Raw genomic sequence first — 23826 nt, 5'->3', positions numbered from 1 at the left:
TCATGGTTGATTTGCACTGTCATCTCTTACCACTCGTCGATGATGGTCCGGCGAGCGTCGAACATACATTACAACTCGCAGAACAGGCTGTTGCAGAAGGGGTGTCGCAAATCATCGCGACACCACACCTCTACCACCCACAGTTCGAAACGGAAGACGTCGATGTCCGGTTGACGGTCGCTGAACTGAACGTCTTACTGAAACAACGGGATATTCGCTTGACGGTATATCCGGGACACGAGATTCGCTTGACAGGGGAATTGATCGAAGAAATCAAAGCGGGAAAGGCGTTACCACTCGCAGATTCGCGTTACTTATTGATTGAGTTTCCGTCGAGCGGGATTCCGTCCTATGCGCGGCAAGTCTTTGCTGAGTTGATTTCCGATGGCTATATTCCTATCATTGCCCATCCGGAAAAGAATAAAGCAATCATCCAAAATCCAAATCTCCTGTTCGAATTGATTTCGAACGGAGCAATCAGTCAGGTGACATGTGCTAGTCTGATTGGTAAGTACGGGAAGGATGTTCAACGGTTCGCTATTGCCTTACTTGAAAACGGCCTTGCTCATCTGGTTGCGTCAGACGCCCACCATATCGAAAAACGTCCGTTCTACTGGGAGCAGTGCCGGAAGTACTTGGCACAAGAACTCGAAGGCTGGTTGTATGATGAAGTGTACGAAAACAATGAAGCCGTTTTATTGAATCAGCTTGTGACGATTAATCCGCCGAGTCCAGTCGAGAAGAACTGGAAGGGACAGTGGGTCTAAGCTGATAGTCGTAAGAGCTAGTAAAGAGAGTGAAATAGCACTCTCTTTTTTCTATGTTAACGCTTACATTATTAAAATATGGAAACTTTATGGAAAAAAGGTCAGTGATGTGTTATCGTAATTTACATAAAGAATGGAATTTTGATTATATTATGGTAATCAAAAATTACAGATAGGAGTGAGTTTCATGAAAAGAGTAAAAAAAGCAGTTATTCCGGCAGCGGGTCTCGGGACACGTTTTCTACCTGCCACAAAAGCGATGCCAAAAGAAATGTTGCCAATCGTCGATAAGCCAACGATTCAATATATCATTGAAGAAGCAATCGAATCGGGGATTGAAGACATTTTAATCATCACCGGTAAAGGGAAACGAGCGATTGAAGATCACTTTGATTCAGTTCCGGAACTTGAAGCGAACTTGATTTCAAAAAATAAATCGGAGTTGTTGTATCTTGTCGAAGCGACAACAAACATCAACATCCATTTCATTCGTCAATCTAAACCAAAAGGACTAGGTGATGCAATTCTTCAAGCAAAAGCCTTTATCGGCAATGAGCCTTTCGTCGTCATGCTCGGGGATGATATCGTTCAAGCCGATGTTCCATGTACGCGCCAGTTGATTGAACAATACGAAATCACGAACAGCTCGATCATCGGTGTGCAACCGGTCGCGGATAAAGACACGCATCGTTACGGAATCGTTGATCCAAGTACAAGCATCTCAGAGAACTTACATAAAGTAAAATCATTTGTCGAAAAACCGGAACCTGGAACGGCGCCATCGAACTTAGCGATCTTAGGACGTTACTTATTAACACCGGAAATCTTTAAATACCTCGAAACACAAGAAGTTGGTTCAGGTGGCGAAATCCAGCTGACAGACGCGATTACGCGGCTCAACGAAATGCAACGGGTCTTTGCCTATGAATTTGATGGCAAACGTTACGACGTCGGGGAAAAACTCGGTTTTATCCAGACGACACTCGAGTTCGCCTTGAAGCGTGACGATCTTGGAGATGATGTCGCGAAAATGATGGAAGACTTACTTGCAGAACGGGCAACGAACAAATCACTTGTCTAACTGTGATCTGCTGATTATGGAGAGGAAGGAACTTCATAGATGAAATTTTATTATTATTACCGGACACTGACGTTAGCTTGTATTGATGCAGTCGCCCTAATTATTGCGATGAGCTTTACGTACTTTTTCTTATATCCGAAGGAATTATTTTCGTTAGTTGATACAGAACTTTTGTTACAATCAGCCGTGTTATTTTCCTTGTTATTCGTCAGCGTTGCATTCTTGATGAAGTTGTACCGTGTCAACTGGAAGTATGCCAGTATTCAAGAAGCATTAACGCTCTCTTTATCATTAGGCGTTAGCTCAATCGGTCTAATGATTTATCAAAAATTTGTTTTCGGACAGATTTTAGAACGAATCACGATTTTGAGTTTTTGTATTGCCCTTTTGTTACTGGGAGCAATTCGCATTGCGCTCCGCCTACTTGGGATCGGCCAACATTGGCGGAAATATGCATTACCACGACGGATGGTCAAATCACGGAAGCGGACACTTGTAATTGGTGCTGGTCGTGCCGGACGTTCACTCGTTCGCCAGTTATATGCTTCACCGTTCCATAAATTAAAACCGGTTGCTTTTGTTGACGATGATCCAAAAAACATGCACTTCATGATTCAGGGAATCGAGGTCGTCGGGACAACAGACGATTTAGAAACAGTAATCGAAAAACATCGAATCGAAGCAATCGTCCTTGCGATTCCATCGCTGTCGCAACAACGGCGGGTTGAACTGATCACGGAAGCAAAAACGTTATGTAAAAATGTTCAGATTTTACCAATGATCGAGGAGCTTGTCACTGGGAAAGTCTCGGTCAATGCAATTCGTGATGTTTCAATTGAAGATTTACTTGGACGGGAAGCTGTCGAACTCGATATTTCCGGCATTCGGTCAGAGATTGAAGGGCGGACTGTTCTTGTGACAGGAGCAGGAGGATCGATTGGTTCGGAAATCTGCCGGCAAATCGTTCAGTTTAATCCAACGACGATGTTGTTACTTGGTCATGGAGAAAACAGTATCTATTTGATTGAACGGGAGTTACGTGCATTACAGTTACCAATCAACCTAGTACCAATTATTGCTGACGTTCAGGATCGTACTCGATTAGAAGAAGTATTTGCGACACATAAACCACAAGTTGTTTTCCATGCAGCTGCACACAAGCATGTTCCGTTAATGGAAGCAAACCCATATGAATCGGTCAAAAATAATGTCTATGGAACAAAGAATGTTGCAGAAGTAGCTGATTTATTTAACGTTGAACGATTTGTCATGATTTCAACAGATAAGGCAGTGAATCCAACAAATGTCATGGGATCAACAAAACGAATTGCAGAGATGGTCGTGCAGGATTTAGGAAGTCGCAGCCAAACAAAATTTGCAGTTGTCCGTTTTGGAAACGTTCTGGGAAGCCGTGGTTCTGTTATTCCACTCTTTAAGTCGCAGATTTTGGCCGGTGGACCGGTAACGGTAACCCATCCAGAAATGACACGTTTCTTCATGACAATCCCAGAAGCAAGTCGCTTAGTCATTCAAGCTGGTATTTTAGCGGATGGTGGCGAAGTGTTTGTGCTCGATATGGGTGAGCCGGTTAAGATTGTTGATCTTGCAAAAAATATGATTGAACTGAGTGGATTTACGGAAGATGAAATGCCGATTGTATTCTCAGGGATTCGACCGGGAGAGAAGATGTATGAAGAATTGCTGAAAGACGGTGAAGTCGATTCGGAAGCCATTTATCCAAAAATCTTCGTTGGCAGAACACGCCAAAAAGAGTCACTCGAGCATATCTTTGCACTCGTAAACCAGCACAGGGAGTCACCATTACAATTACGCAATGTCTTACTGGATATTGCCAACGACGTCAGTACGCTTGAAAAGAATCTTATTTAATAGAAATAACTCAAGGGGGGGATAACAGGTGAACTATTTAGCAATTAAACGTCCACTTGGCTTCGTAATAGCTTTAGTGGCCTGTCTTATACTGATTCCTGTCTTCATGTTGATCATGGCTGCAATCAAGTTCGAATCTCGTGGACCTGTATTTTTTAAACAAAAACGAGTGGGATTAAATAAAAATCATTTTAACATTTTGAAATTTAGAACGATGTATATCGAAACACCGAATGATACACCAACACATTTGTTAGCAGATCCGGATGTCTACATCACACGCGTCGGAAAAATCTTACGTAAAACCAGCTTAGATGAGTTGCCTCAATTATTTAATATCCTAAAAGGAGAAATGGCATTTGTAGGACCACGTCCAGCACTTTGGAATCAATACGATTTGATTGATGAACGAGATAAGTATAAAGCGAACGACACCTTACCAGGATTAACGGGATGGGCACAAATTAATGGCCGTGATGAACTACCAATCGAAGTAAAGGCAAAACTTGATGGAGACTATGTACGTCGTATGGGTCTCTTAATTGATGCTAGATGTTTTGTTGCTACTATTTTTAGCGTGCTTAAAAGTGATGGTGTAGTCGAAGGTGGGACTGGAAAGATCACTAATAAAGAAGTAGCAAGTACAAAGGAGTAAAAAAATGAAAAAAGTATTAGTGACAAGTAAAAATGGATATATTTCAAAAAAAATTGTAGAAAAATTTAATAAAGAGCTTATTATGTGCGAAGCAAAGTCAGTACGAAACCAATATTATAACGAGATTAATTTTGATGAATATTCAACTGTTATTCATACGGCTGCTATCGTTCATAAAAATGATTCAAAAAATAAATTTGCAGAAATTAATAGCGATTTAACATTTAAAATAGCGAAAGATTGTAAATCCAAAGGTTGTAAACTGTTCATTTTTATAAGTACTATGAATGTATTTGGACAAACTAATGGAGTTATTAATAGTAGTACAGAAGAAAAACCAATAACTTTATATGGAGAGTCTAAACTAAATGCTGAGAAGAAAATACTTAGTTTAGAAGATGACAACTTTAAAATTGCAATCGTACGACCACCAATGGTATACGGAGCTGAAGCCCCAGGAAATTATAAAAATTTAGTTAAACTTTCTAAAATTTTATATATTTTCCCTTCGATAAAAAATAAGAGAAGTATGATATTTATAGATAATTTAACTCATTTCATATACGAGTTATATAAAGCTAAAAAATCAGGAGTATTTCATCCTCAAAATAGTGATTACATATGTACTACTGAATTAGTACTAAATTTAAGGAAAGAAATGAACAAAAAAACAATTCTTTTAAGTTTTTTTAATCCATTGGTAAGATTTTTAATTAAAAAAAACAGTTATTTCGAAAAAATTTTTGGGGATTTATATTATGATCAAGAAGACTTTAAATACGATTTTTATGAATCACCAATTAATTTTGAAAAATCAATCGTAATTATAGAGAGCGAGAATATAAAAAATGAGAATGGATTTAAATAATAGAATATTTGTTTCAATAATAATGCCTACATTTAACGATATGGAATTTATCGGGAAATCTATCGATTCTGTATTAAATCAAACCTTTAGAAATTTTGAATTATTAGTTGTCGATGATTGTTCAACAGATGAAACTAAATCTTATATAGAGAAAAGAAAAAATCAAGATGGAAGAATAAAATATCTAAGTAATGCTAAAAATTCTGGAGCAGCTGTTTCGAGAAATTTAGGTGTAGAAGTTGCACAAGGAGAGCTCATAGCTTTTATTGATAGTGATGATGTTTGGTTTGAAAATAAGCTTGAAAAGCAAATTGCATTTATGATGGAAAATAACTATCTGTTCACCTGCACTTTTTACAATAAAATAGACACAAATGATAATGATTTGGATACTATAATAACGTTTCCTTTTGAAACAAATTATAATGATTTATTAAAAAATAATTGTGGTAATTCAACAGTTATATATAATGCAAAAAAATTAGGTAAATTTTATATAGAGAATATAAAAAAAAGAAATGATTATTTAATGTGGTTAAAAGTAATAAAAAAAAGTAGCAAGCTCTATTGTCTAGACGAAGTACTATCTAGTCATAGATTACGGCAAGGATCAATTTCGAGTAATAAGCTGGATCTAGTTAAATATCATTGGAAAGTATATCGCGAATATGAAAAAATAAATATTTTCTATTCTTTGTATTTAACTTTATTTTGGATAAAAAAAACTATACTTAAAAGAGGTAAACGATAATGAAAAACTTAGTAAATGAAATCCTTTTGAAAAAAGAGAAAATAGCAGTAGTAGGTCTTGGATATGTAGGAATGCCAATCGCAGTAGAATTTGCTAAAAAAGTTAAAGTTATAGGTTTTGATATTAGTGAAGAAAAAGTAAATCTTTATAAATCAGGGATTGATCCTACGAAAGAAATTGGAGATGAAGAGATTAAAAAATCAAAGGTAGCGTTTACAAGCAATCCTAAAGTTTTAAAAAATGCAAAATTTCATATTGTTGCGGTTCCAACACCAATAAATCTAGATAAAACACCCAATTTAGATCCAGTGATAGGTGCAAGCGAACTTATCGGAAAAAACCTAAGTAAAGGATCAATTGTAGTTTACGAATCGACTGTTTATCCAGGTGTAACTGAAGATATATGCATCCCTATTCTTGAAAAAAATTCTGGTCTTAAATGCGGAATTGACTTCAAAGTTGGATATTCACCAGAAAGAATTAATCCGGGTGACAAAGTACACACTTTGGAAAATATTGTTAAAATAGTTTCGGGGATAGATGAAGAATCCTTAGAAATAATAAGTGGTATTTACGAAATAGTAATTAAAGCTGGAGTTCACAAAGCTTCATCAATAAAAGTTGCAGAAGCTGCGAAAGTTGTTGAAAATAGCCAAAGGGACATCAATATTGCTTTTATGAACGAATTAGCAATTGTTTTTAATAAGATGAATATCAATACGAATGAAGTAATTGAAGCAATGAACACTAAATGGAATTCACTAGGTTTTTATCCTGGCTTAGTTGGAGGTCATTGTATAGGTGTTGATCCTTACTACTTTATCTATGAAGCTGAAAAATTGGGTTATCATAGTCAGATTATTTTATCAGGAAGAAAAATAAATGATAGTATTGGTAACTTTATTTCAGAAAATATTATTAAACAATTAGTCGTAGCAAATAAAAAAGTCAAAGAGGCAAAAATCGGCATTTTCGGTGCGACATTCAAAGAAGACTGCCCGGATATTCGTAACTCAAAAGTACTAGATATAGTTATGGGATTGAATAGTTATGGAATTGAACCTCAAATTATTGATTATAACGTAAACGAAAAAGACTTTTTCAATGAATATGGTAAAAAAATCTCTGTAATTGATGAAATTAACAACTTAGATTGTATTGTTTTAGCAGTTGGTCATGAGAAATATAAAGAAATGAATGTTGACGAGTGGAATAATTTATGTGGAAATGTTACAGATAAAGTTTTTATAGATGTAAAAAGTACTGTAAATGAAAAAGATTTAAAAGATGTTGGTTTTAAATACTGGAGCTTATAAAAAGATGAGTAAGGAGAAAAAAATGAGAATTGCTTTATTAGCAGCTGGTTCTGATGTTCATGCAGTTAGGTGGGCAAATAAGTTAAATGAATTAGGACATGAGGTACATTTAATTTTTCAAAAAAATCATGATTTAAAGCAAGATCAGGTTTCCAATCAAATAAAAGTTCACAAGTTAAATTTTAAGAAAACAATTGGGTATTATCTGAATACGATTGAATTAAAAAAAATATTAAACAAAATTAATCCAGATATATTAAATGCGCATTATGCAAGTGGCTATGGAACACTTGCGCGTCTTACTAATTTTCATCCATGTATTATTTCTGTATATGGAAGTGATGTATATGATTTTCCTTATAAATCAAAAATAAATATGAGTATTATAAAGAAAAATTTAAATTATGCTGATGGGATTGCTTCTACTAGTCATGTTATGGCAAATCAAACTATTGATTTAGGAATTAAACATGAGCTAAAAGATATAAAAATCACACCATTTGGTGTTGATACAAATAAATTTAAAAGAAATGATAGAAATACTTCTAACGAAAAAATTATTATAGGAAGTATTAAAAAACTATCTCCTAAATATGGGTTAGAGTATAGTATTAAAGCAATTAAATATATGATTGATAACAAAATGATTGATTTGGAAAAACTAAACTTTGAATATCGAATTTATGGAGAAGGAAATCAAAAAGAGGATTTTGAAAAGTTCATTAAATTAAATAATTTAGAAAAATATATTAAATTAAAGGGACGAGTTCCAAATACTCAAGTACCAAATGAGCTTAATAATTTTGATATTTTTATAGGGTCTAGTATTTTAGAAAGTGAAAGTTTTGGAGTTGCAATTGTTGAAGCAATGGCTTGTGAAATACCTGTCATTGTATCAAACGTTGGTGGCTTTAAAGAAGTAGTTGGAAATGGTCAGTATGGTGTAGTTTTTGAAAGAAAAAATGTGAAAGAGTTAGCTGATAAAATTATAGATCTAATTGAAAATCCTGAAAAAAGAAGAAAAATGGGGAAATTATCTAGAAAACGTGTTTTGGATGAATACGACTGGGAAAATAACTCAAATTTAATGGTTGATTTCATGAAAAATATAAAGAAGGAATTTAATAAATGAAAAATATTATTATGTTTTCTACTAGTGAAATTTTTGGTGTAAGAAAAACCGGAGGGCTTAAAAGATTTTTAGAACTATATAAATATTATGAAAAATCAAATGATTATAATGTTGAATTTTATTCTGGCGACGATGATTTAGTTTTAAGAAAAAATAAAATTCTTAATTATACGTCTTTAAAAAGGAAAACAAATAATAAATTTTATGTACCTAATGAGTTGCTTATTTTCTTCCAAAATTTTAAGCATATTAATAATTTGAAAAAGAAAAAATATGATGATTTGATAGTTTTTGATGTACCTACTGCACTATCATTATCGCTTTTGAACTGTAAAGATATAAATCTATTTATAAGGCAAGACTTGATTGGATATAAATCAATATCTTTGAAAGAAAAAACAAATAACACGTTAATAAAAAAAGTATATTTAAATATGTTAAAAGTAGCAGAAGCCATTTGTTTAATTCAGTCTAAGAAAGTTATAGTTCAATGTGAATATGACTTAAATAAATTACTAGAAAGACATAAGCTCTTAAAACGAATTATTGCAAAAAAAAGTTTTGTACAAATTAATAATATCAACCCAACTTGGATTGAACAAAAAAATAAAAAAAATATAGAACAAAAGTCATTTTCTTTTAAAAATATTGGTTTTATTGGTGATTTTTCAAATCAAAGAAAAGGTCACAAATTGTTTTTAAAGGCGATAGAAAGAATAAATTCAGATGATTCAAATGAATTAAATTGTAATGTTATTGTTATAGGTGATGGAGATTCTTTTGATTTTTATAAAACAAAATATGAAAATCAAAACGTATCTTTTATTGGAAGAGTAGAAAATGTTAAAGAATATCTTACTAATTTTGATTTATTAGTAGTTCCATCGTATGCAGATTCTTGTCCAAATACTATTCTTGAAGCAATTTATAATGATGTTGCGGTTATCGGTTCAAAAGCAGGTGGAATACCGGAAATTTTAAATTATGAAGAAGCACTTTTTGAACTATCAGTAGAAGACTTAGTTAGCAATATTGAAACGATTTCTAAAGAAGAAAATTACTATTTATTGCTTCAAAAGCAATTGAATAGAAAAGAAGAGTTAATGTTTAACTGGAGTGATAAAATCGCGAGGATTGTTGAAAATGAAAATATTAATTAAAAAAGTACGATCAAATCCTTTTTGGGATAAATTATTAAGAAATATGATTGTTGCTTTATCTGGAGATTCTATTTCTTCAATAATTAATATTTTAGTTTTATTTATATCCATAAAAATAATTGGAAATAAAGACTATGGGATTTTTATTCTTGCACAATCATACATGTTGATTTTCGATTCGATTTTTAATTTTCAATCGTGGCAAGCAATAATAAAATTTGGTAGTAAATCTTTATATGAAAAAAACTTAAAGGTATTTTGTTCGAACATCAAGGGAAGTAGTATAGTCGATTTTTTAAGTTCTATTTTTGGTTTTATATTAGCAGTATCATTAACTTCTATAATTATTAAGTTTACTGAATGGCCGAATGAAATTAAAGTCATTATATTTATTAGCTGTTTAGAAGTATTGTTTAGATTTACTAATACACCGATTGGAATATTAAGATTAGCAAATAAATTTGAAATGGTAGCTTATCAAAAAATAATAACATCTTTGTTGAGACTATTCTCAGTTGTGTTTTATTGGTTATTTGATTTTAATTCTTTGGCTACTTTTACAATATTTTATGTATCCGCAAATGTTGTTGGAAATATTGTCTTAATTATATTTGCATTTAAAGAATTGAAAAAGATAGTCAATATAAAACAATTATTAAATGCAAAATTAAATTCTTCTGGTATTGAATATTATAAATTTATGGGGTGGACTAATATAAGTTCTACCGTTGATATACCAGCTAAACAATTAGATGTTTTCATAATTTCAACATTTTCAATTGAGCTAGTAACGGTATACAAACTCTATAAGCAAATTGCTGAAATACTTGGAAAACTTACTGCACCACTGTCTCAGGTTATTATGCCGCAATTTTCTATGTTAGCAGCTAAAAAAGAAAACAATAGAGGATATGAAGTAGTACTTAAATTAAAAAAAGTAACTTTACTTTTTATGATCCCTCTCGGGATTATCTTTTCTTTGGTAGCGCCGTTTATTTTGAAATTTTATTTTGGGAATATATATTTCCAAAATTCTATGGTTATGATCCTATTAATATTTAGTAGAATATACTCATTATCATATGCAGCATTACATCCTTATTTTGTATCAATAGGTCAAGTAAAGAAAAATTTCCAAATTGTATTGTGTGCAAACATTTTTTATGTACTTGCTACATTAGTTTTAAGTCAAACTATTGGAATTTATGGAATTGTTATTGCATATCTTTTGGAAGTTATATTTATTGTGAATATGAAGAAAAAAGTAGTAAAAAGAATTATAGTAAACGATGAGGTGTTATTAAGTGGATAATATAAAAAATATAGCAATTCTTATTCCATGTTTAGCTAAAGGTGGAGCAGAAAGAGCAGCTGGTTTATTGTCGAAGTATCTTACTAAAGATTTTAACGTATTTTTAATATTATTAGACAGTAAAGAAATTGTTTATGATTATTCCGGAGAAATTGTTTATTTAGAATCAGAGGAGAACTTTAAAAAAAGTAATTTTAAAAATAAACTTTTATTTTTTTCGAAAAAATACAAAAAAATAAAAAAATTAGAGAAAATAAAAAAAGAATTAGAAATTGATTTGACAATAAGCTTCCTTGAAACACCTAATATAATAAATTTACTTACTAAGACCGGTGACAAAAAAATTGTTTCAGTTCGTAGTACTAGATCCTTACAAACTGAAAAAATAATTAGTAGAATCGAAAACATTTTCATCAAATTTCTATATAAAAATGCCGATAAAATTATTTCTATTTCTGAAGGAGTTAAAACAGATTTGGTAAATCACTTTCATATAAATAGAAATTTAATTCAAACCATATATAATTTTTATGACTTCGATCAAATTAAAAAACTAAAAGAAGATAAATTAAATGATGAAATGGAAATTTTTTTCCATAAGAGTGAAGTGATTATTAATGTAGGAAGATTAATTACTGCTAAAAAACAGGCTAGCATAATCGAAGGATTCAGCCAAGTTCACTTAAATAATCCAAATACAAAACTTTTAATCTTAGGTGACGGACCTTTACGCTTGGAGTTACAAAAAAAAATTAATGACTTAGATTTAGATAGTGTAATAAAGATTCTACCTTTCGATAATAACCCTTTTAAATACATATCTAAGGCAAAGGTGTTTATTTTGAATTCAGAAAGAGAAGGATTTGCAAATGTAATTATTGAATCCATGGTTTGTAAAACAGCTGTAATTTCTGTTGATTGTTTATCAGGACCTCGTGAAATTTTAGCCGGATTAGATGATTATGAGAAAGAAATAAATGACATAATGCTTACCGATAGAGGTGTTTTATTTCCAAGAACTTCTAAAAAAGGTCGAGAGGAAGCATTTTATATTCAAAAATCTATTGAATTACTTTTAAATGATAATGAGTTAGTTTCTAATATTGAAAAAAATGCAACTGAATATATTAAAAATTACAATGATGATGCAATATATTTGCAATGGAAAAAAGTTTTCAAAGAAATTTAAATGAGGTGTAAAATTTGTGGTTATTATATTTACTATTAGCAATAATAATTATAGTTATTGAAGTATATAGAAAAAAAGAGTTTTTTTTTGATTTCTTAAGTTTCTTTAATTTATATTTTATTGGATATTATTTGTTTCCAGCGTTTATTTATAATGCTTCTTTTATTGAGTATCATGGAAGATATGAAAAATATCTTGGAGAATTAAGCGGATCTTTCAAGGCATTTATATTGATTTTCATGTCATACGTATTTGTTTTATTAGGATATCAATATCTCGCTAAAAAAATTAAACTGAAGCGAATAAATAATAATAATAATAATAATAATAATAATACAGAAAAAAAGCACTATGATTTTTCTGGGAAAGTTATCATAATAACATCTATTGTTTTATGGATAATTGGATTATTATCTTTATTTGTTTACAGTCGTTCATTCGGAGGCATAGTAAATTTAATTTTAAATTCAGGCCATATCCGAGATGGAAACTATGTCAGTTCTGGAGATGGATCATTAGAATTTATCAGAAGATTTATAGTTGCTTTAATATACCCATCTTATTTTTTATTTGCATATTTTTTAAAAAATCAAAAACTACTTCTATTGCTGATTTTTAGCATTGTGATTTCGTTTCTTTGGTTTTTTATAAATGCTGGAAGGGGAGCTATCTTACAATATATATTAATTTTATTTTTAATATATGCACTAGTCAAAAATAAAAAAATTAATATTCTTAAAACAAGTTTTATAGGATTTATTTTCTTTGTTGGAATAAACTATTTAAGACCATTCTTTAACAGCTTAATGTATTTAAAAGATGGAGTAGATGTTTTTAAAAAGCAATTTATTATTACCTCTACTAGTGGAAGATATTCTATTGAAGGGTTTAAGGATGTGATTTACACATTCTCATACTATTTGGAGCATAAATATGTATCACTTGAAGTAGCCATTAAATCTGTCGACTCTGGAAGACATATATTAAACTTCTTCAGTGAGTTTGGAATTGCTATCTTAAGTTTAATACCTTCTAAATTTTTGTTTTTTGAAAAGCCAGATTCTATTATTTTTCATAACACTTATTATATAACTGGAATATATGAATCGTCTATTCCACCAGGGGCTATTGCATTTGGCTATTATTCTCTAAGTTCAATAGGTGTAGTAATCTTTTCTGTCGGGTTTGGTCTACTTGGAAAAAAATTAAACGATTATTTTATGGGTATTAATAATGTTATTTCGAAACCTCTGTATGTTTCCAGTATGTTTGTATGGTTAGACATTTTCGTAGCAGGGGAGATTAGACAAACTTTACAACGATATTTTGTTTATATACTATTATTAGCATTCTTTATAATTAAATCAAAGGTGAGGTGGAGAAGTTGAAAGGAAGTAGTACAGTTTTAATCACAGGTTCTTCTGGATTTATAGGTTATCATCTTAGTAATAAATTAATCAAATTAAACTACAAAGTAATTGGATTAGATAATATGAATAACTATTATGAATTAAATTTGAAAAAAACTAGATTAAATAATTTAATTAAGTCTAATAATTTTATTTTTGAAAATATAGATTTAAAAAATATGAGTGATGTTAAAAATTTATTTGAGAAGTATGATTTTGATGTTGTGGTTAACTTAGCAGCCCAAGCTGGAGTTCGTTATTCTATCGAAAATCCTTATGCTTATTTAGATTCAAATCTTACTGGTTTTTTGAACATACTAGAAGCATGCCGTGCGTATCCTGTAAAACATCTCCTTTATGCGTCATCTAGTTCTGTTTATGGTGGAAACAAAGTAGCGCCATTCTCAACAAATCATAATGTCGATCATCCTGTCAGTCTTTATGCAGCTACAAAAAAATCGAATGAATTAATGGCTCATACATATAGTCACTTATATGATATTCCTACAACAGGACTACGTTTCTTCACTGTTTACGGTCCATGGGGACGTCCTGATATGGCCTACTTCTCGTTCACGAAGGATATCATTGAAGGAAATCCGATTAAAGTATTTAATCATGGGAAAATGGAACGTGATTTTACGTATATTGATGATATCGTCGAAGGCATCGTCAAATTGATTCCACGCGCCCCAGAAAAAAATCCGGATTGGGATGAAAGTAAAGATGAACTCGGATCAAGCTTTGCTCCGTATCGTGTTTACAACATCGGAAATAACCAACCGGTTCAACTCATGAAATTTATCAATGTATTGGAAGAAAAAATCGGTAAGGAAGCAAACAAACAGTACATGGAAATGCAACCGGGTGATGTCATGCGTACTTACGCTGATGTTTCTGAACTCGAACGTGATATTGATTTTAAACCAAGTACGAGCATCGAAGATGGACTTGGAAAGTTTGTTGATTGGTACAAAGAATACTACAACGTAAAGTTATGAAAAGGATGAGACATATGAAAATCACAGTAGCAGGAACAGGTTACGTCGGTCTTTCAATGGCCGTTTTACTCGCACAACATAATGAAGTCACATCGATTGATATCATTAAAGAACGTGTCGAGCTCGTCAATGATCGCAAGTCACCAATCGTTGATGCGGAAATCGAAAATTTCTTACAAAATAAAGAATTGAACTTACATGCGACGACAGATAATTATGAAGCGTACAAAGATGCTGAGTTCGTTATCATCGCAACACCGACAGATTACGATCCAACACGCAACTATTTTAATACACGGACAGTCGAAAGTGTCATCGCGACAGTCCTTGCGATCAATCCGGATGCGACGATGGTTATCAAATCGACGGTGCCAGTCGGCTATACACAAGAATTAAAAGAGAAGTTCGATACGCCGAACATCGTCTTCTCACCGGAGTTCTTGCGTGAAGGACAAGCGTTACATGACAACCTCTATCCGTCACGAATCGTTGTAGGAGAGCAGTCAGAGCGCGCGCAACAGTTCGCGGATCTGCTACTTGAAGGAGCGATCAATAAAGATGTGCCGATTCTTTTGACAGATTCAACAGAAGCAGAAGCGATCAAGTTGTTCTCGAATACGTATCTCGCGATGCGGGTTGCCTTCTTCAATGAACTGGATACATATGCAGAAGTGCGTAGCTTAGACACGAAACAAATCATTGAAGGTGTTGGGCTCGATAGCCGTATCGGTAATCATTACAATAATCCATCATTTGGCTACGGCGGTTACTGTTTACCGAAAGATACAAAGCAACTCCTTGCGAACTACGACGAAGTACCCAATAATATCATCGGAGCGATCGTTGAAGCGAACCGGACCCGGAAAGACTACATTGCCGATACGATCATCAAGCAAAATCCGAAAGTCGTCGGCGTCTATCGTCTGACGATGAAGACAGACTCAGATAACTTCCGCGCCTCATCGATTCAAGGGATCATGAAACGCATCAAGGCGAAGGGGATTGAAGTAACGGTCTTCGAACCCGTCTTGACGGAAGATACATTCTACAATTCACGCGTCATCCGCGATCTTGAAGCGTTTAAACAGGAATCAGACGTGATTCTTTCGAACCGGATGCATCCTGAGTTGAGTGATGTTGAAGATAAAGTCTATACACGAGATTTGTATAGTCGTGACTAAAGAGAACAAAAGTGAAGGTTTACAAGCATCAAAAGAGGTCCAAGCGATAAGCATCGCCTGGGCCTCTTTTTGCGTTCGCTGTTTCAATTCGTTGACCTGCCTCTGAAAAGTGACACGTTTTGGTTGGTGCATCCTGTATAATTGTCTCATGCAGGAGCACTCAGAATTGGAATTGAGTAATCGGTTATGAGATTATATTCAAGTGGATTAGAATTTATTGTAATTGAGTGTCTTGTTTGATTTTAAGTGAATGAAGCCATTCTTTTTCGCGTACTTCGCACTTTTCGCACCTTGCTTAGAAGAAATCGTTAATGTCTTGATGTCTTCTTCTTCGTTCAACTCCTGAAGATCTGCCATCCGGTCTTTTGACCATTGGTCTTTTGCGACCGTCGAGTAGTTGAAGCTTTCCCACATGATGCCATCGATGTACGGGTACGTATGGTATTTTAATGTCCCGAAGCCCCAGTTTTGAATCAATGAGAGATCCGCATGTTTCGTCTTGACGCTCTTCAGGAAGTTCGTCATCGCGACTTGCTGCTGCTCAAGAATCTTTGGTTGGTCGGCATGTTCGTTGTCGATGTCGCCGACTGTATCCAAGAAGACACCGTCGAGTCCTTTATTGACGACCTGCTTTTCGACTTCTTGCATGAGGACCGCTTGGTAATGCTTCGAGTTGATGTCGATTAAGTACGAATCCCATTCTGCGTAGTGGACACGTTGTCCGTCGCGGTGAAAGAAATCCGATTCCTTTAATTGTGCCATCAAGTCCGTGTTCCAGTTGTCGGCTTCCATCGTGTTGATGTAACCGTAGACTTTCGTACCGTACTTTTGAATCTCTTTGATTTGTTGCGCCGAGTAGAAGACCGGCTCGATGATCATGACATCGTACTTTTGCATCTTCTTGATTTTCGATTTCGTCGGTGCATCGTAGTAGACCTTATACGAGCTGACGGAATCGAGTGGATTCGTTGACTGAGCTTTGCCCGTGATTGGTGTCATTAGTAACACTCCTAAAAAAAGAATGCACAAAAAAGACGTCACGCGTTTGAGTGAGATAATACCCATGGTTAGTAGCCTCCTGATTTTTTATCAGAGAGCGGCTGCGGCATTGCAGACTGGCGATCGGTATCCGAAGATCGACGACCCATGTCTTTGCGCCCTTACTTTTCAGTAAGTTTGCCCTTCTCGATATTTAGTTGTAATTGTCTGTTTGACTAAATCTTACCATTGCTAACAAAAATGTAAATAACTATTTTAAGGAGAGTGTGCCATGATTTACACACAGCATAGAAATACAGTCAAATGGATAGAAATGCTAGCTAGTATTTTACTTATCGGTTTCTTTGACTATATGTTTAGCCTTTCGGTCTCGAATTGGGCGATTGATCCATTAATCTTTTATATTTTATTGTTCGCCCTCCGCTACGGGCTGCTCGGGGCATTCGTCAGTTTCACGATGACGATGCTGTACCACCTGTTTTTCCTGTCGGTCGAAGGATCGGACATTCTTTTATTCCTCTACGACCGGACGGAACTGAGCTGGATCATCTTCCACTTCCTCGTCGCGATGGTCTGCGGGATTTTCAGTACTTCGTTCCAGGAACGGTACTTGTCTTTACGGCTCCGCCACGAAGAAGCCGTCGAAGAAAATAACCACTTGCTCGAGACGGTCGAAAAACTCCGCATCTCACAATCGACGATGCAAAAGAAAGTCCTCGACTCGGATCATACGTTAACGAAAATCTACCAAGTCGGACTCGAGCTTGATCAAACGGCGGCCGACATCGTCCGTGACCGTCTCGTCGCTGTCTTGAAACGTTCGTTCAAGGCAGAAAATCTTGCCATCTATCACGTCGATGCATCCAAACGGACGTTACGACTCCACGTCCGGTTCGGTGAGAAAGATGTCTTACCGCAAACGTTATTCATCGATCCGTCGACCGGCATCTATCAACGGATGTTCAAGACGAACGCGATCTCGATCCGGACGATGGACGAGACGGACGTCCCGTTACTGATCGCACCGATCCGCTACGACGGGAAGATTCAAGAGGTCGTCGTCATCCAGGCGATCGACTTCAACCGCCTGACGAGTTACGAGATGAACATCATGCAGTTGATTCTCGACTGGACCGGGACACGAATCGAAAAAGCGTTGACGATGGAATGGAATGCGTCGCGTGGTGATTTGATTGAAGGAACACAGATTTATCAAATCGAGCCATTCAATAAAAAGGTTGCACTCCAACAACACCGGGCTGAACAGTACGATCAGCCGTACAGCACGGTCGCCTTGCCGGTCGAACAGGTCCGGCTGTCGTTGATTGAAATGGAATTAATCCTACGCCAGTCGATGCGGGAAATCGACATCATCGGCTATGACGACGCAAGTCAAGTGCTCCACTTCCTCTTACCGGGAACACCGCAAGAGAACGCTGAAGGATTTAAGCGACGGATTGAAGAGCTGTTCGCACGAAAAGGAGGGAATCTTGGATGATCTTCTTCGTCCTGTTATTTTTCCTGATTCATGCCGTCATCGTCTTTCTCGTCACGAAACTGATCACGCTACGGATGGATCCGGCACAACGCGGTCTCGTCAAATGGATCGCGCTGATTTGTTATTTCGTCCCGCTGCTCGGTGAATTATTCGGTCTCGTCAGTTGGCTGATCGCGAGACGCTACGCGTCAGACAAGACGTTGCTCGACTACGATGACTACATCGAGTTCGACGTCGTCAATCTCGAAGGGCTGCAACAACAGGCGGCCGACAACATCGACTTAGTGCCGATGGGCGAAGCGATGGAGCTGGACGCGAAGGAGCGGAAACAATCGATCGTCCGCTTGACGACGACATCGATTGCCGACTCCGGGAAGTATCTCCAGTTCGGGCTCGACCATGCCGACTCGGAGACGGTCCACTACGCGGCGACGGTCCGCAATACGTTGTATGACCGCTACGAAGCGACGATTAAAAGTCGCGAGGAACAACTTAATCCAGGTCATGTCACGACGTACTATCAATTGATTGACGCCTTCGAAGCCTTCATCGACAGTGGGCTGCTCGACGAGAGCATGCAAAAACGGATCTTTGATCGGTTCGGATCGTATTTACAAGACATGCGGATTCAGTATCCGACGGACGCGACGTGCTTGAAGGCGTGCGGCAAGCTCGCACTCGCAAAAGGCGACGTCGCGGACGGACTCGGCTACTACGAACGCTTGATCATGCATTACCCGGAGCAAGCGGACGGCTACCTGCTGGCAATCGAATACCACTTCACAAGAGGGGACTGGACGAAGCTGGCCCCGCTCGTGACACAACTGAAAAGACACGTCGCACCGGTCAACATTCCGGACGACAAACGCTACATTTTGGACCGGCTGGAAGGAGTGGAACTATGAAAAAATCGATCACGACCTACGTCGTCGCCGTCTTCGCGATTCTGCTCGTCACGATCGGTGTCGTCCAGTTGTTACGTCTTGATTATGGGCATCGCTTGATTCCGACCGAGGAGACGCAACAAAAGACGTTTCAGACGATGTCGGGCAAGGAGGGACAGATGGACGGACAACCGTTAGAAGTTTATATCCATCAAGATAAAGGTGAGCTCTCAGAAAGTGTCTTGACGAACTTCAAGTACGCCTTGAAATACGCGAAAGTTCCGTACTCGAAAATCTCAATTAAAGAAATCGAACAACTGAAGCCGTCTGAGCGAACCGTGCTCGTCCTGTCCGGCGAACATTCGCAGGACTGGCCGTACGAGACGATTCGTCAATTCGTCAAAGACGGCGGACGGCTCTACATTGCAGGACGCTTCATCAATCAGGACTGGGCGGAGCTCGTCGGGGTGAAACAGTTCGGTGATTTCAAAGACGGCATCAACGGGTTGACCTTCAAAGAAGAAATCTTCCCCGGTTTCGTCGATCTGCCTGACTCGTCGAACTTGTTCGCCCACAGTATCGCCGACGTCGAGCTGCTACCAAAGGCTGACGTCAAAATCACGGCGTCCGGTGAACCGATTCTTTGGACTTCATCGTACGGCAAGGGAATAGTCCTGTTCTGGAACACGACGTCGCTTGCCGAGAAAAACTCACGCGGACTGATGCTCCAGACCTTAGCATTGATGTTCCCGTCGTTCGTCAGTCAACAGGCGGCGATCAAAGTGACGCATCTCGATGACTTCCCGTCACCGGTCCCCGGGAATACGAACGCCGCAATCGAGAAGACTTATAACCGGACGATCAAGGAGTTCTTCAAAGAAATCTGGTGGCGTGACATGAAACGAATCGCCGACGAACAAGATGTCACCTATACTGGGTTCATCATCGGCAGCTATAAGAATACGACGGAAGAAACGACAGAAGACTTGTCGGAAAAAATCCGCACCCCGATGCTCAACTATGGGCGGGGTCTGCTGAAGATGGGCGGCGAAATCGGACTGCACGGCTTCAATCATCAACCACTCGTCGTCGCCAGCGAAACGCTTGATCCGAACCTCGGTTATATCCCGTGGAAGAGTCAGGACGAGATGGAAAGTGCGTTAAAGAAAGTCGTCGGGACGCACGATTATTACTTCCCGAACGAGTCGATTCAAAGTTATGTTCCACCATCGAACATCATCAACGAGACGGGTTTGACGGCACTCAATGATGTCTTTAAAGACAAGTTGATCGTCGCCTCACTCTACTCAGGAGATCCCTCGATGGGCAGCTACATCCAAGAGTTCGGTCCGGACCCGGTCCATCAAAATCTCTACAACTTCCCACGGATTTCAAGCGGCTATAACGAGACGGCAGAAGATACGTTCGTCATGGCGGACGCCGTCGCGAACTTCGGGATGTTCAGTCACTTCATCCACCCGGATGACGTGCTCGATGAAGACCGGTCGAAAGGAAAGGGCTGGGCAGAAATGGAGAAGACGATCGAAGCGATGTTCCGTGACGTCAAGACGATGTATCCATACCTCGAGAGCCTGACCCAGTACGAAGCGTATGAAAAATACGTCCAGTACCAGCGGTCGGACATCCAAGTCACCTACACGGACAAGACGATCGAAATCAACGGAACGAACATGTTGAATCCATCGGTCATGCTCGTCCGTATCGCTCCAGGGCACCACCTCAAGACGGGGACGTTCGATTTCGGAACGGTCCGCGCGCTTGCAGGCGAGACGTTGTATCAAGTCACGTTGACGAAAGCAACGGTCACGCTACCGATTGAGGAGGGGACAGAATGAAGATTGGTCTAGTCGTCGAAGGGAGCTATCCCTACGTCAGCGGCGGTGTCGCGAGCTGGGTCCACATGGTGATCCAGCAGATGCCGATGCATCAGTTTGAAATCATCGCCATCACACCGACGCAACTGACGGAAGCGGATTATAAATACAACTTACCGGACAACGTGACGGGCGTGACGAACCTCTCACTCGATCTCAAATACGACCGTCCGAAACCGAAACACGTCCTGTCGGCAGAACAAGGGCGGTTGATTCAACAATGGATGACGTTCCAACACGTCGAAGCACCGGTCTTCCCGATCTTCGAACAAGCAGTCGGGACGTCGGAGCACTTCTTCGCGAGCCGTCTCTTCTTCGAGCTCGTCAAGACGAGTTACGAGACGGAAAAACAATCCGGTTCCTTCATCGACTACCTCTGGATGTGGCGGAGCATGTATACGCCGGTCCTCGAGTTATTGCAGGCGGAGTTACCGCAAGTCGACTTGATTCACTCGGCGTCGACCGGGTACGCCGGACTCGTCGCGAGTGCGATCAAACAACGCCAAGGCGTGCCATACATCTTGACGGAACACGGCATCTACTCGCGGGAGCGGGAAGAGGAGCTGTTGCAAGCGACGTGGATCCCGGTCGAATACCGGGCGCACTGGATTCGCTTCTTCCACCACTTGTCGGCGGAAGCCTATCAGGAAGCAAATGACGTCATCACGCTGTTCGACCGCAACGGTGAACTGCAACAGGAACTCGGGGCACCGCCGGCGAAGCTGCGGATCATCCCGAACGGTATCGATGCCGTCCGCCTGTCGAGTTTACCAGTCGTCGAAAAAGGACCGATCCTGAAGATTGGTGCCATCGTCCGCGTCGTCCCGATCAAAGACATCAAGACGATGATTCATGCGGCGAAGGTCCTGCAAGAGATGGACGTCGCGTTCGAGCTGACGATCATGGGACCGCTCGACGAGGACGAGGAATATGCGACCGAGTGCCAACAGTTGATTGAACAGTTCGAACTTGATCCGTACGTGACGCTCGCCGGCAAGGTCGACATCGCCGCCTACTTGCCGACGTTTGACGTCTGCTTGTTGACGAGCATCTCGGAAGGACAACCGCTCGCCGTACTCGAAGGCATGGCAGCCGGTGTCCCGTGGATCGTGACCGATGTCGGGGCTTGCTCGGAATTGATTAACGGACGCGAAGACGACCCTTACGGACCAGCCGGGTTCGTCGTCCCGCCGGTCAATCCCGGACGGATCGCCGAGCGCTGTGCCTGGTTCGCTACGCATCGCGCGGATGCGAAAAAACTCGGGGAGAACGGCAAGAAACGGGCTTTGAAATACTATCAAACACATCAGTTCATCGCCGAGTACGTAGCACTTTATGAAGAAAGGGGGCTGGCATATGGCGGGCATCGGGTTTAAGCTCCAAAAGCTGTTCCAGGAAGATTATTTTTCAGCACGTCTGAAGGCGTATGCCTTCGCAGGGCTCGTCACGTCCGGCCCCTGGTTGATCGTCATCGTCACGATCGCCTTGACGCAGTGGTTGACGACGTACTTGTCGATCGCTTCGTTCGAGGAACGGACGACGTTCAACTTGACGATTTCTTACTGCTTCATCTTTTCACAAGTCATCCTCGGGATTCAGCAGCTCGTCGTCACGCGGTATCTCGCCGATTGTTTTTATGAGAAGCGCTACAAGGAAATCTTCCCGACGTTCATCGGGATGACGAAGATGACGATTGCGATCGCCGCCGTCTTCTACGTGATTTTCCTGACGTTCTCCGAGTTGCCGTTCCTGTCGAACTTGTTGATTTTGATTCTCTTTTTGACGATCAACTTGATTTGGGTGCAGTTCTTATTCTTGAGTGCGGCGAAGTTTTATCAAGCCGTCGCCTATAGCTTTTTAGGGGGAGCGGCAGTATCGATCATCTCCGTCCTCTTGATCGACCGCTTCCTGATGCCGTACTTGACGGCACCGTTCGCGACGAGCATGGCGTTGACGGCAGGCTTTACGCTCGGGATGCTCGTGACGTTGTTCGGTCTGTTCACAGCGATGTTGTTGACATTCCCGAACCGCGAGACGAAAGATCCGTTTAGTTACCTCAGTTACTTCGACCGGCATCCGGCCTTGTTTTGGACGAGCTTCCTCTACAACATCGGCGTCTGGGTCAGCAACTGGGTGATTTGGTTCTCGGAAGGCGGAGCCGTCCATCTCGGGACGTTCCGGTATCACCCCGTCTACGATACGGCGATCTTCCTGTCGTACTTGACGGTCATCCCGACGATGACGATTTTCGTCATCTCCGTCGAGACCCGTTTTTATGAGCGCTACCGTGTCTTTTACGGTTACGTCAATGAGGGCGGGACGCTCCAGCAAATCAACAAGGCGAAGGCGGCAATGTTGCTGATTTTACGGCAAGAGCTCCAGCGGCTCGTCCGCAACCAGGGACTGTTCACGCTGTTCATGCTGATTTTTGCCTCGACCTTGCTCAGTAGTCTCGCCTTGTCGAAGGAGACGATCAGCATCTTCCAGATGACGACGATCGGTGCCTTCTCGAACGCGATGGTCCTCGTCCTGACGCTACTGTTGCTCTATTTCGAAGATCAGCGCGGGGCGTGCATCACGTCACTGCTGTTCTTCGCCATCAACGGCGTCTTCGCGGTTGCGTTAGCACCGTTCGGATATGACGGATACGGTCTGAGCTTCGCGTTAGGGTCGACGGTGACGTTCGCCTACGCCTTGATTCGCTTGATTCAGTACGTCAATGAGATCGATTACCATACGTTTTGCCGCTATGAGCCGCGCCAGCGGTCAACCCGCTTCACCCGCTTCGGGGAACGGTTGAACCGGCGCTCGGCCTAATATAAAAAGCCTGAACCGAAG

The 23826-nt window shown here is 39.1% G+C and carries 20 protein-coding genes and 1 riboswitch; of the genes, 19 read left to right on the top strand and 1 reads right to left on the bottom strand.

The window, feature by feature from the left end:
- Positions 1-2 precede the first annotated feature (2 nt).
- The 14 genes from P403_RS0105855 to P403_RS0105790 all read left to right on the top strand — a co-directional run bounded on the left by P403_RS0105855 (position 3) and on the right by P403_RS0105790 (position 15712).
- Positions 3-767, top strand: a complete 765-nt coding sequence (locus P403_RS0105855) for a tyrosine-protein phosphatase (RefSeq protein WP_029331694.1) — start codon at positions 3-5, stop codon at positions 765-767.
- 187 nt (positions 768-954) lie between these two features.
- On the top strand, positions 955-1848 hold the full coding sequence (gene galU, locus P403_RS0105850; protein WP_029331693.1) for a UTP--glucose-1-phosphate uridylyltransferase GalU: 894 nt from the start codon (positions 955-957) through the stop codon (positions 1846-1848).
- A 39-nt stretch (positions 1849-1887) separates the two neighbouring features.
- A complete protein-coding gene (locus P403_RS0105845) occupies positions 1888-3738 on the top strand; it encodes a nucleoside-diphosphate sugar epimerase/dehydratase (RefSeq protein WP_029331692.1) in 1851 nt (616 codons plus the stop codon).
- Positions 3739-3766: 28 nt separating this feature from the next.
- Positions 3767-4393, top strand: a complete 627-nt coding sequence (locus P403_RS0105840; RefSeq protein ID WP_029331691.1) for a sugar transferase — start codon at positions 3767-3769, stop codon at positions 4391-4393.
- A gap of 4 nt (positions 4394-4397) precedes the next feature.
- Positions 4398-5261, top strand: coding sequence for an NAD-dependent epimerase/dehydratase family protein (locus tag P403_RS0105835; protein WP_029331690.1), 864 nt, complete (start codon positions 4398-4400; stop codon positions 5259-5261).
- Positions 5242-6012, top strand: a complete 771-nt coding sequence (locus tag P403_RS0105830) for a glycosyltransferase family 2 protein (RefSeq protein ID WP_235195179.1) — start codon at positions 5242-5244, stop codon at positions 6010-6012. The genes P403_RS0105835 and P403_RS0105830 overlap by 20 nt, the downstream gene beginning before the upstream one ends.
- Positions 6012-7328 carry a nucleotide sugar dehydrogenase gene (locus tag P403_RS0105825; protein WP_029331682.1) on the top strand — a complete coding sequence of 439 codons (1317 nt, stop codon included), beginning with the start codon at positions 6012-6014 and terminating at the stop codon, positions 7326-7328. Before P403_RS0105830 ends, P403_RS0105825 begins: the two co-directional genes overlap by 1 nt.
- Positions 7329-7332: 4 nt before the next feature.
- On the top strand, positions 7333-8460 hold the full coding sequence (locus P403_RS0105820) for a glycosyltransferase family 4 protein (RefSeq protein ID WP_160167775.1): 1128 nt from the start codon (positions 7333-7335) through the stop codon (positions 8458-8460).
- The gene (locus P403_RS0105815; protein WP_029331679.1) at positions 8457-9620 is read left to right on the top strand and encodes a glycosyltransferase family 4 protein; all 1164 of its coding nucleotides are present in this window, start codon (positions 8457-8459) and stop codon (positions 9618-9620) included. Before P403_RS0105820 ends, P403_RS0105815 begins: the two co-directional genes overlap by 4 nt.
- Entirely contained in the window at positions 9604-10932 is a 1329-nt protein-coding gene (locus P403_RS0105810; RefSeq protein ID WP_029331677.1) for a lipopolysaccharide biosynthesis protein, read from the top strand. Before P403_RS0105815 ends, P403_RS0105810 begins: the two co-directional genes overlap by 17 nt.
- Positions 10925-12121, top strand: coding sequence for a glycosyltransferase (locus tag P403_RS0105805; RefSeq protein WP_029331675.1), 1197 nt, complete (start codon positions 10925-10927; stop codon positions 12119-12121). Before P403_RS0105810 ends, P403_RS0105805 begins: the two co-directional genes overlap by 8 nt.
- 14 nt (positions 12122-12135) lie before the next feature.
- Complete coding sequence (locus P403_RS0105800; protein WP_029331674.1) at positions 12136-13509, top strand: O-antigen polymerase; 1374 nt, start codon at positions 12136-12138, stop codon at positions 13507-13509.
- The gene (locus P403_RS0105795; RefSeq protein ID WP_276525022.1) at positions 13497-14531 is read left to right on the top strand and encodes an NAD-dependent epimerase; all 1035 of its coding nucleotides are present in this window, start codon (positions 13497-13499) and stop codon (positions 14529-14531) included. The genes P403_RS0105800 and P403_RS0105795 overlap by 13 nt, the downstream gene beginning before the upstream one ends.
- 14 nt (positions 14532-14545) lie before the next feature.
- Positions 14546-15712: a nucleotide sugar dehydrogenase gene (locus tag P403_RS0105790; protein WP_029331672.1), complete on the top strand. Its 1167-nt coding sequence runs from the start codon at positions 14546-14548 to the stop codon at positions 15710-15712.
- A gap of 207 nt (positions 15713-15919) precedes the next feature.
- Here P403_RS0105790 and P403_RS0105785 read toward each other — a convergent pair whose 3' ends face one another.
- Positions 15920-16711 (bottom strand): glycoside hydrolase family 191 protein, encoded by a 792-nt coding sequence (locus P403_RS0105785; protein ID WP_235195178.1) that lies wholly within the window; start codon positions 16709-16711, stop codon positions 15920-15922.
- 107 nt (positions 16712-16818) lie between these two features.
- Positions 16819-16903: riboswitch (cyclic di-GMP riboswitch) on the bottom strand.
- Positions 16904-16982: 79 nt separating this feature from the next.
- Between P403_RS0105785 and P403_RS0105780 the strand changes: the two genes are divergently transcribed.
- Genes P403_RS0105780 through pelG form a run of 5 tightly spaced genes read left to right on the top strand, consistent with a single transcriptional unit; the run spans position 16983 to position 23805 of the window.
- Complete coding sequence (locus P403_RS0105780) at positions 16983-18209, top strand: hypothetical protein (protein WP_029331668.1); 1227 nt, start codon at positions 16983-16985, stop codon at positions 18207-18209.
- A complete protein-coding gene (locus P403_RS0105775) occupies positions 18206-19114 on the top strand; it encodes a hypothetical protein (RefSeq protein ID WP_029331667.1) in 909 nt (302 codons plus the stop codon). Before P403_RS0105780 ends, P403_RS0105775 begins: the two co-directional genes overlap by 4 nt.
- On the top strand, positions 19111-20949 hold the full coding sequence (locus P403_RS0105770) for a DUF2194 domain-containing protein (protein ID WP_029331665.1): 1839 nt from the start codon (positions 19111-19113) through the stop codon (positions 20947-20949). Before P403_RS0105775 ends, P403_RS0105770 begins: the two co-directional genes overlap by 4 nt.
- Positions 20946-22364 (top strand): GT4 family glycosyltransferase PelF, encoded by a 1419-nt coding sequence (gene pelF / locus P403_RS0105765; RefSeq protein ID WP_029331662.1) that lies wholly within the window; start codon positions 20946-20948, stop codon positions 22362-22364. Before P403_RS0105770 ends, pelF begins: the two co-directional genes overlap by 4 nt.
- Entirely contained in the window at positions 22345-23805 is a 1461-nt protein-coding gene (pelG, locus tag P403_RS0105760; RefSeq protein ID WP_029331661.1) for an exopolysaccharide Pel transporter PelG, read from the top strand. The genes pelF and pelG overlap by 20 nt, the downstream gene beginning before the upstream one ends.
- Positions 23806-23826: the final 21 nt, after the last annotated feature.

Source organism: Exiguobacterium oxidotolerans JCM 12280 (genome assembly GCF_000702625.1).
Lineage (GTDB): Bacteria > Bacillota > Bacilli > Exiguobacteriales > Exiguobacteriaceae > Exiguobacterium_A > Exiguobacterium_A oxidotolerans.
The sequence above is the reverse complement of the archived record's forward strand: the minus strand, read 5'-3'. Positions and strand labels throughout refer to the sequence as shown.

Excerpts from the sequence above, each read along its gene's own strand:
- P403_RS0105770 (WP_029331665.1), top strand. The coding sequence starts at position 19,111 with ATGAAAAAATCGATCACGACCTACGTCGTCGCCGTCTTCGCGATTCTG.
- pelG (WP_029331661.1), top strand. The coding sequence starts at position 22,345 with ATGGCGGGCATCGGGTTTAAGCTCCAAAAGCTGTTCCAGGAAGATTAT.
- P403_RS0105845 (WP_029331692.1), top strand. The coding sequence starts at position 1,888 with ATGAAATTTTATTATTATTACCGGACACTGACGTTAGCTTGTATTGAT.
- galU (WP_029331693.1), top strand. The coding sequence starts at position 955 with ATGAAAAGAGTAAAAAAAGCAGTTATTCCGGCAGCGGGTCTCGGGACA.
- P403_RS0105830 (WP_235195179.1), top strand. The coding sequence starts at position 5,242 with ATGAGAATGGATTTAAATAATAGAATATTTGTTTCAATAATAATGCCT.
- P403_RS0105815 (WP_029331679.1), top strand. The coding sequence starts at position 8,457 with ATGAAAAATATTATTATGTTTTCTACTAGTGAAATTTTTGGTGTAAGA.
- pelF (WP_029331662.1), top strand. The coding sequence starts at position 20,946 with ATGAAGATTGGTCTAGTCGTCGAAGGGAGCTATCCCTACGTCAGCGGC.
- P403_RS0105835 (WP_029331690.1), top strand. The coding sequence starts at position 4,398 with ATGAAAAAAGTATTAGTGACAAGTAAAAATGGATATATTTCAAAAAAA.
- P403_RS0105820 (WP_160167775.1), top strand. The coding sequence starts at position 7,333 with ATGAGTAAGGAGAAAAAAATGAGAATTGCTTTATTAGCAGCTGGTTCT.
- P403_RS0105825 (WP_029331682.1), top strand. The coding sequence starts at position 6,012 with ATGAAAAACTTAGTAAATGAAATCCTTTTGAAAAAAGAGAAAATAGCA.
- P403_RS0105855 (WP_029331694.1), top strand. The coding sequence starts at position 3 with ATGGTTGATTTGCACTGTCATCTCTTACCACTCGTCGATGATGGTCCG.
- P403_RS0105785 (WP_235195178.1), bottom strand. The coding sequence starts at position 16,711 with ATGACACCAATCACGGGCAAAGCTCAGTCAACGAATCCACTCGATTCC.
- P403_RS0105780 (WP_029331668.1), top strand. The coding sequence starts at position 16,983 with ATGATTTACACACAGCATAGAAATACAGTCAAATGGATAGAAATGCTA.
- P403_RS0105790 (WP_029331672.1), top strand. The coding sequence starts at position 14,546 with ATGAAAATCACAGTAGCAGGAACAGGTTACGTCGGTCTTTCAATGGCC.
- P403_RS0105775 (WP_029331667.1), top strand. The coding sequence starts at position 18,206 with ATGATCTTCTTCGTCCTGTTATTTTTCCTGATTCATGCCGTCATCGTC.
- P403_RS0105810 (WP_029331677.1), top strand. The coding sequence starts at position 9,604 with ATGAAAATATTAATTAAAAAAGTACGATCAAATCCTTTTTGGGATAAA.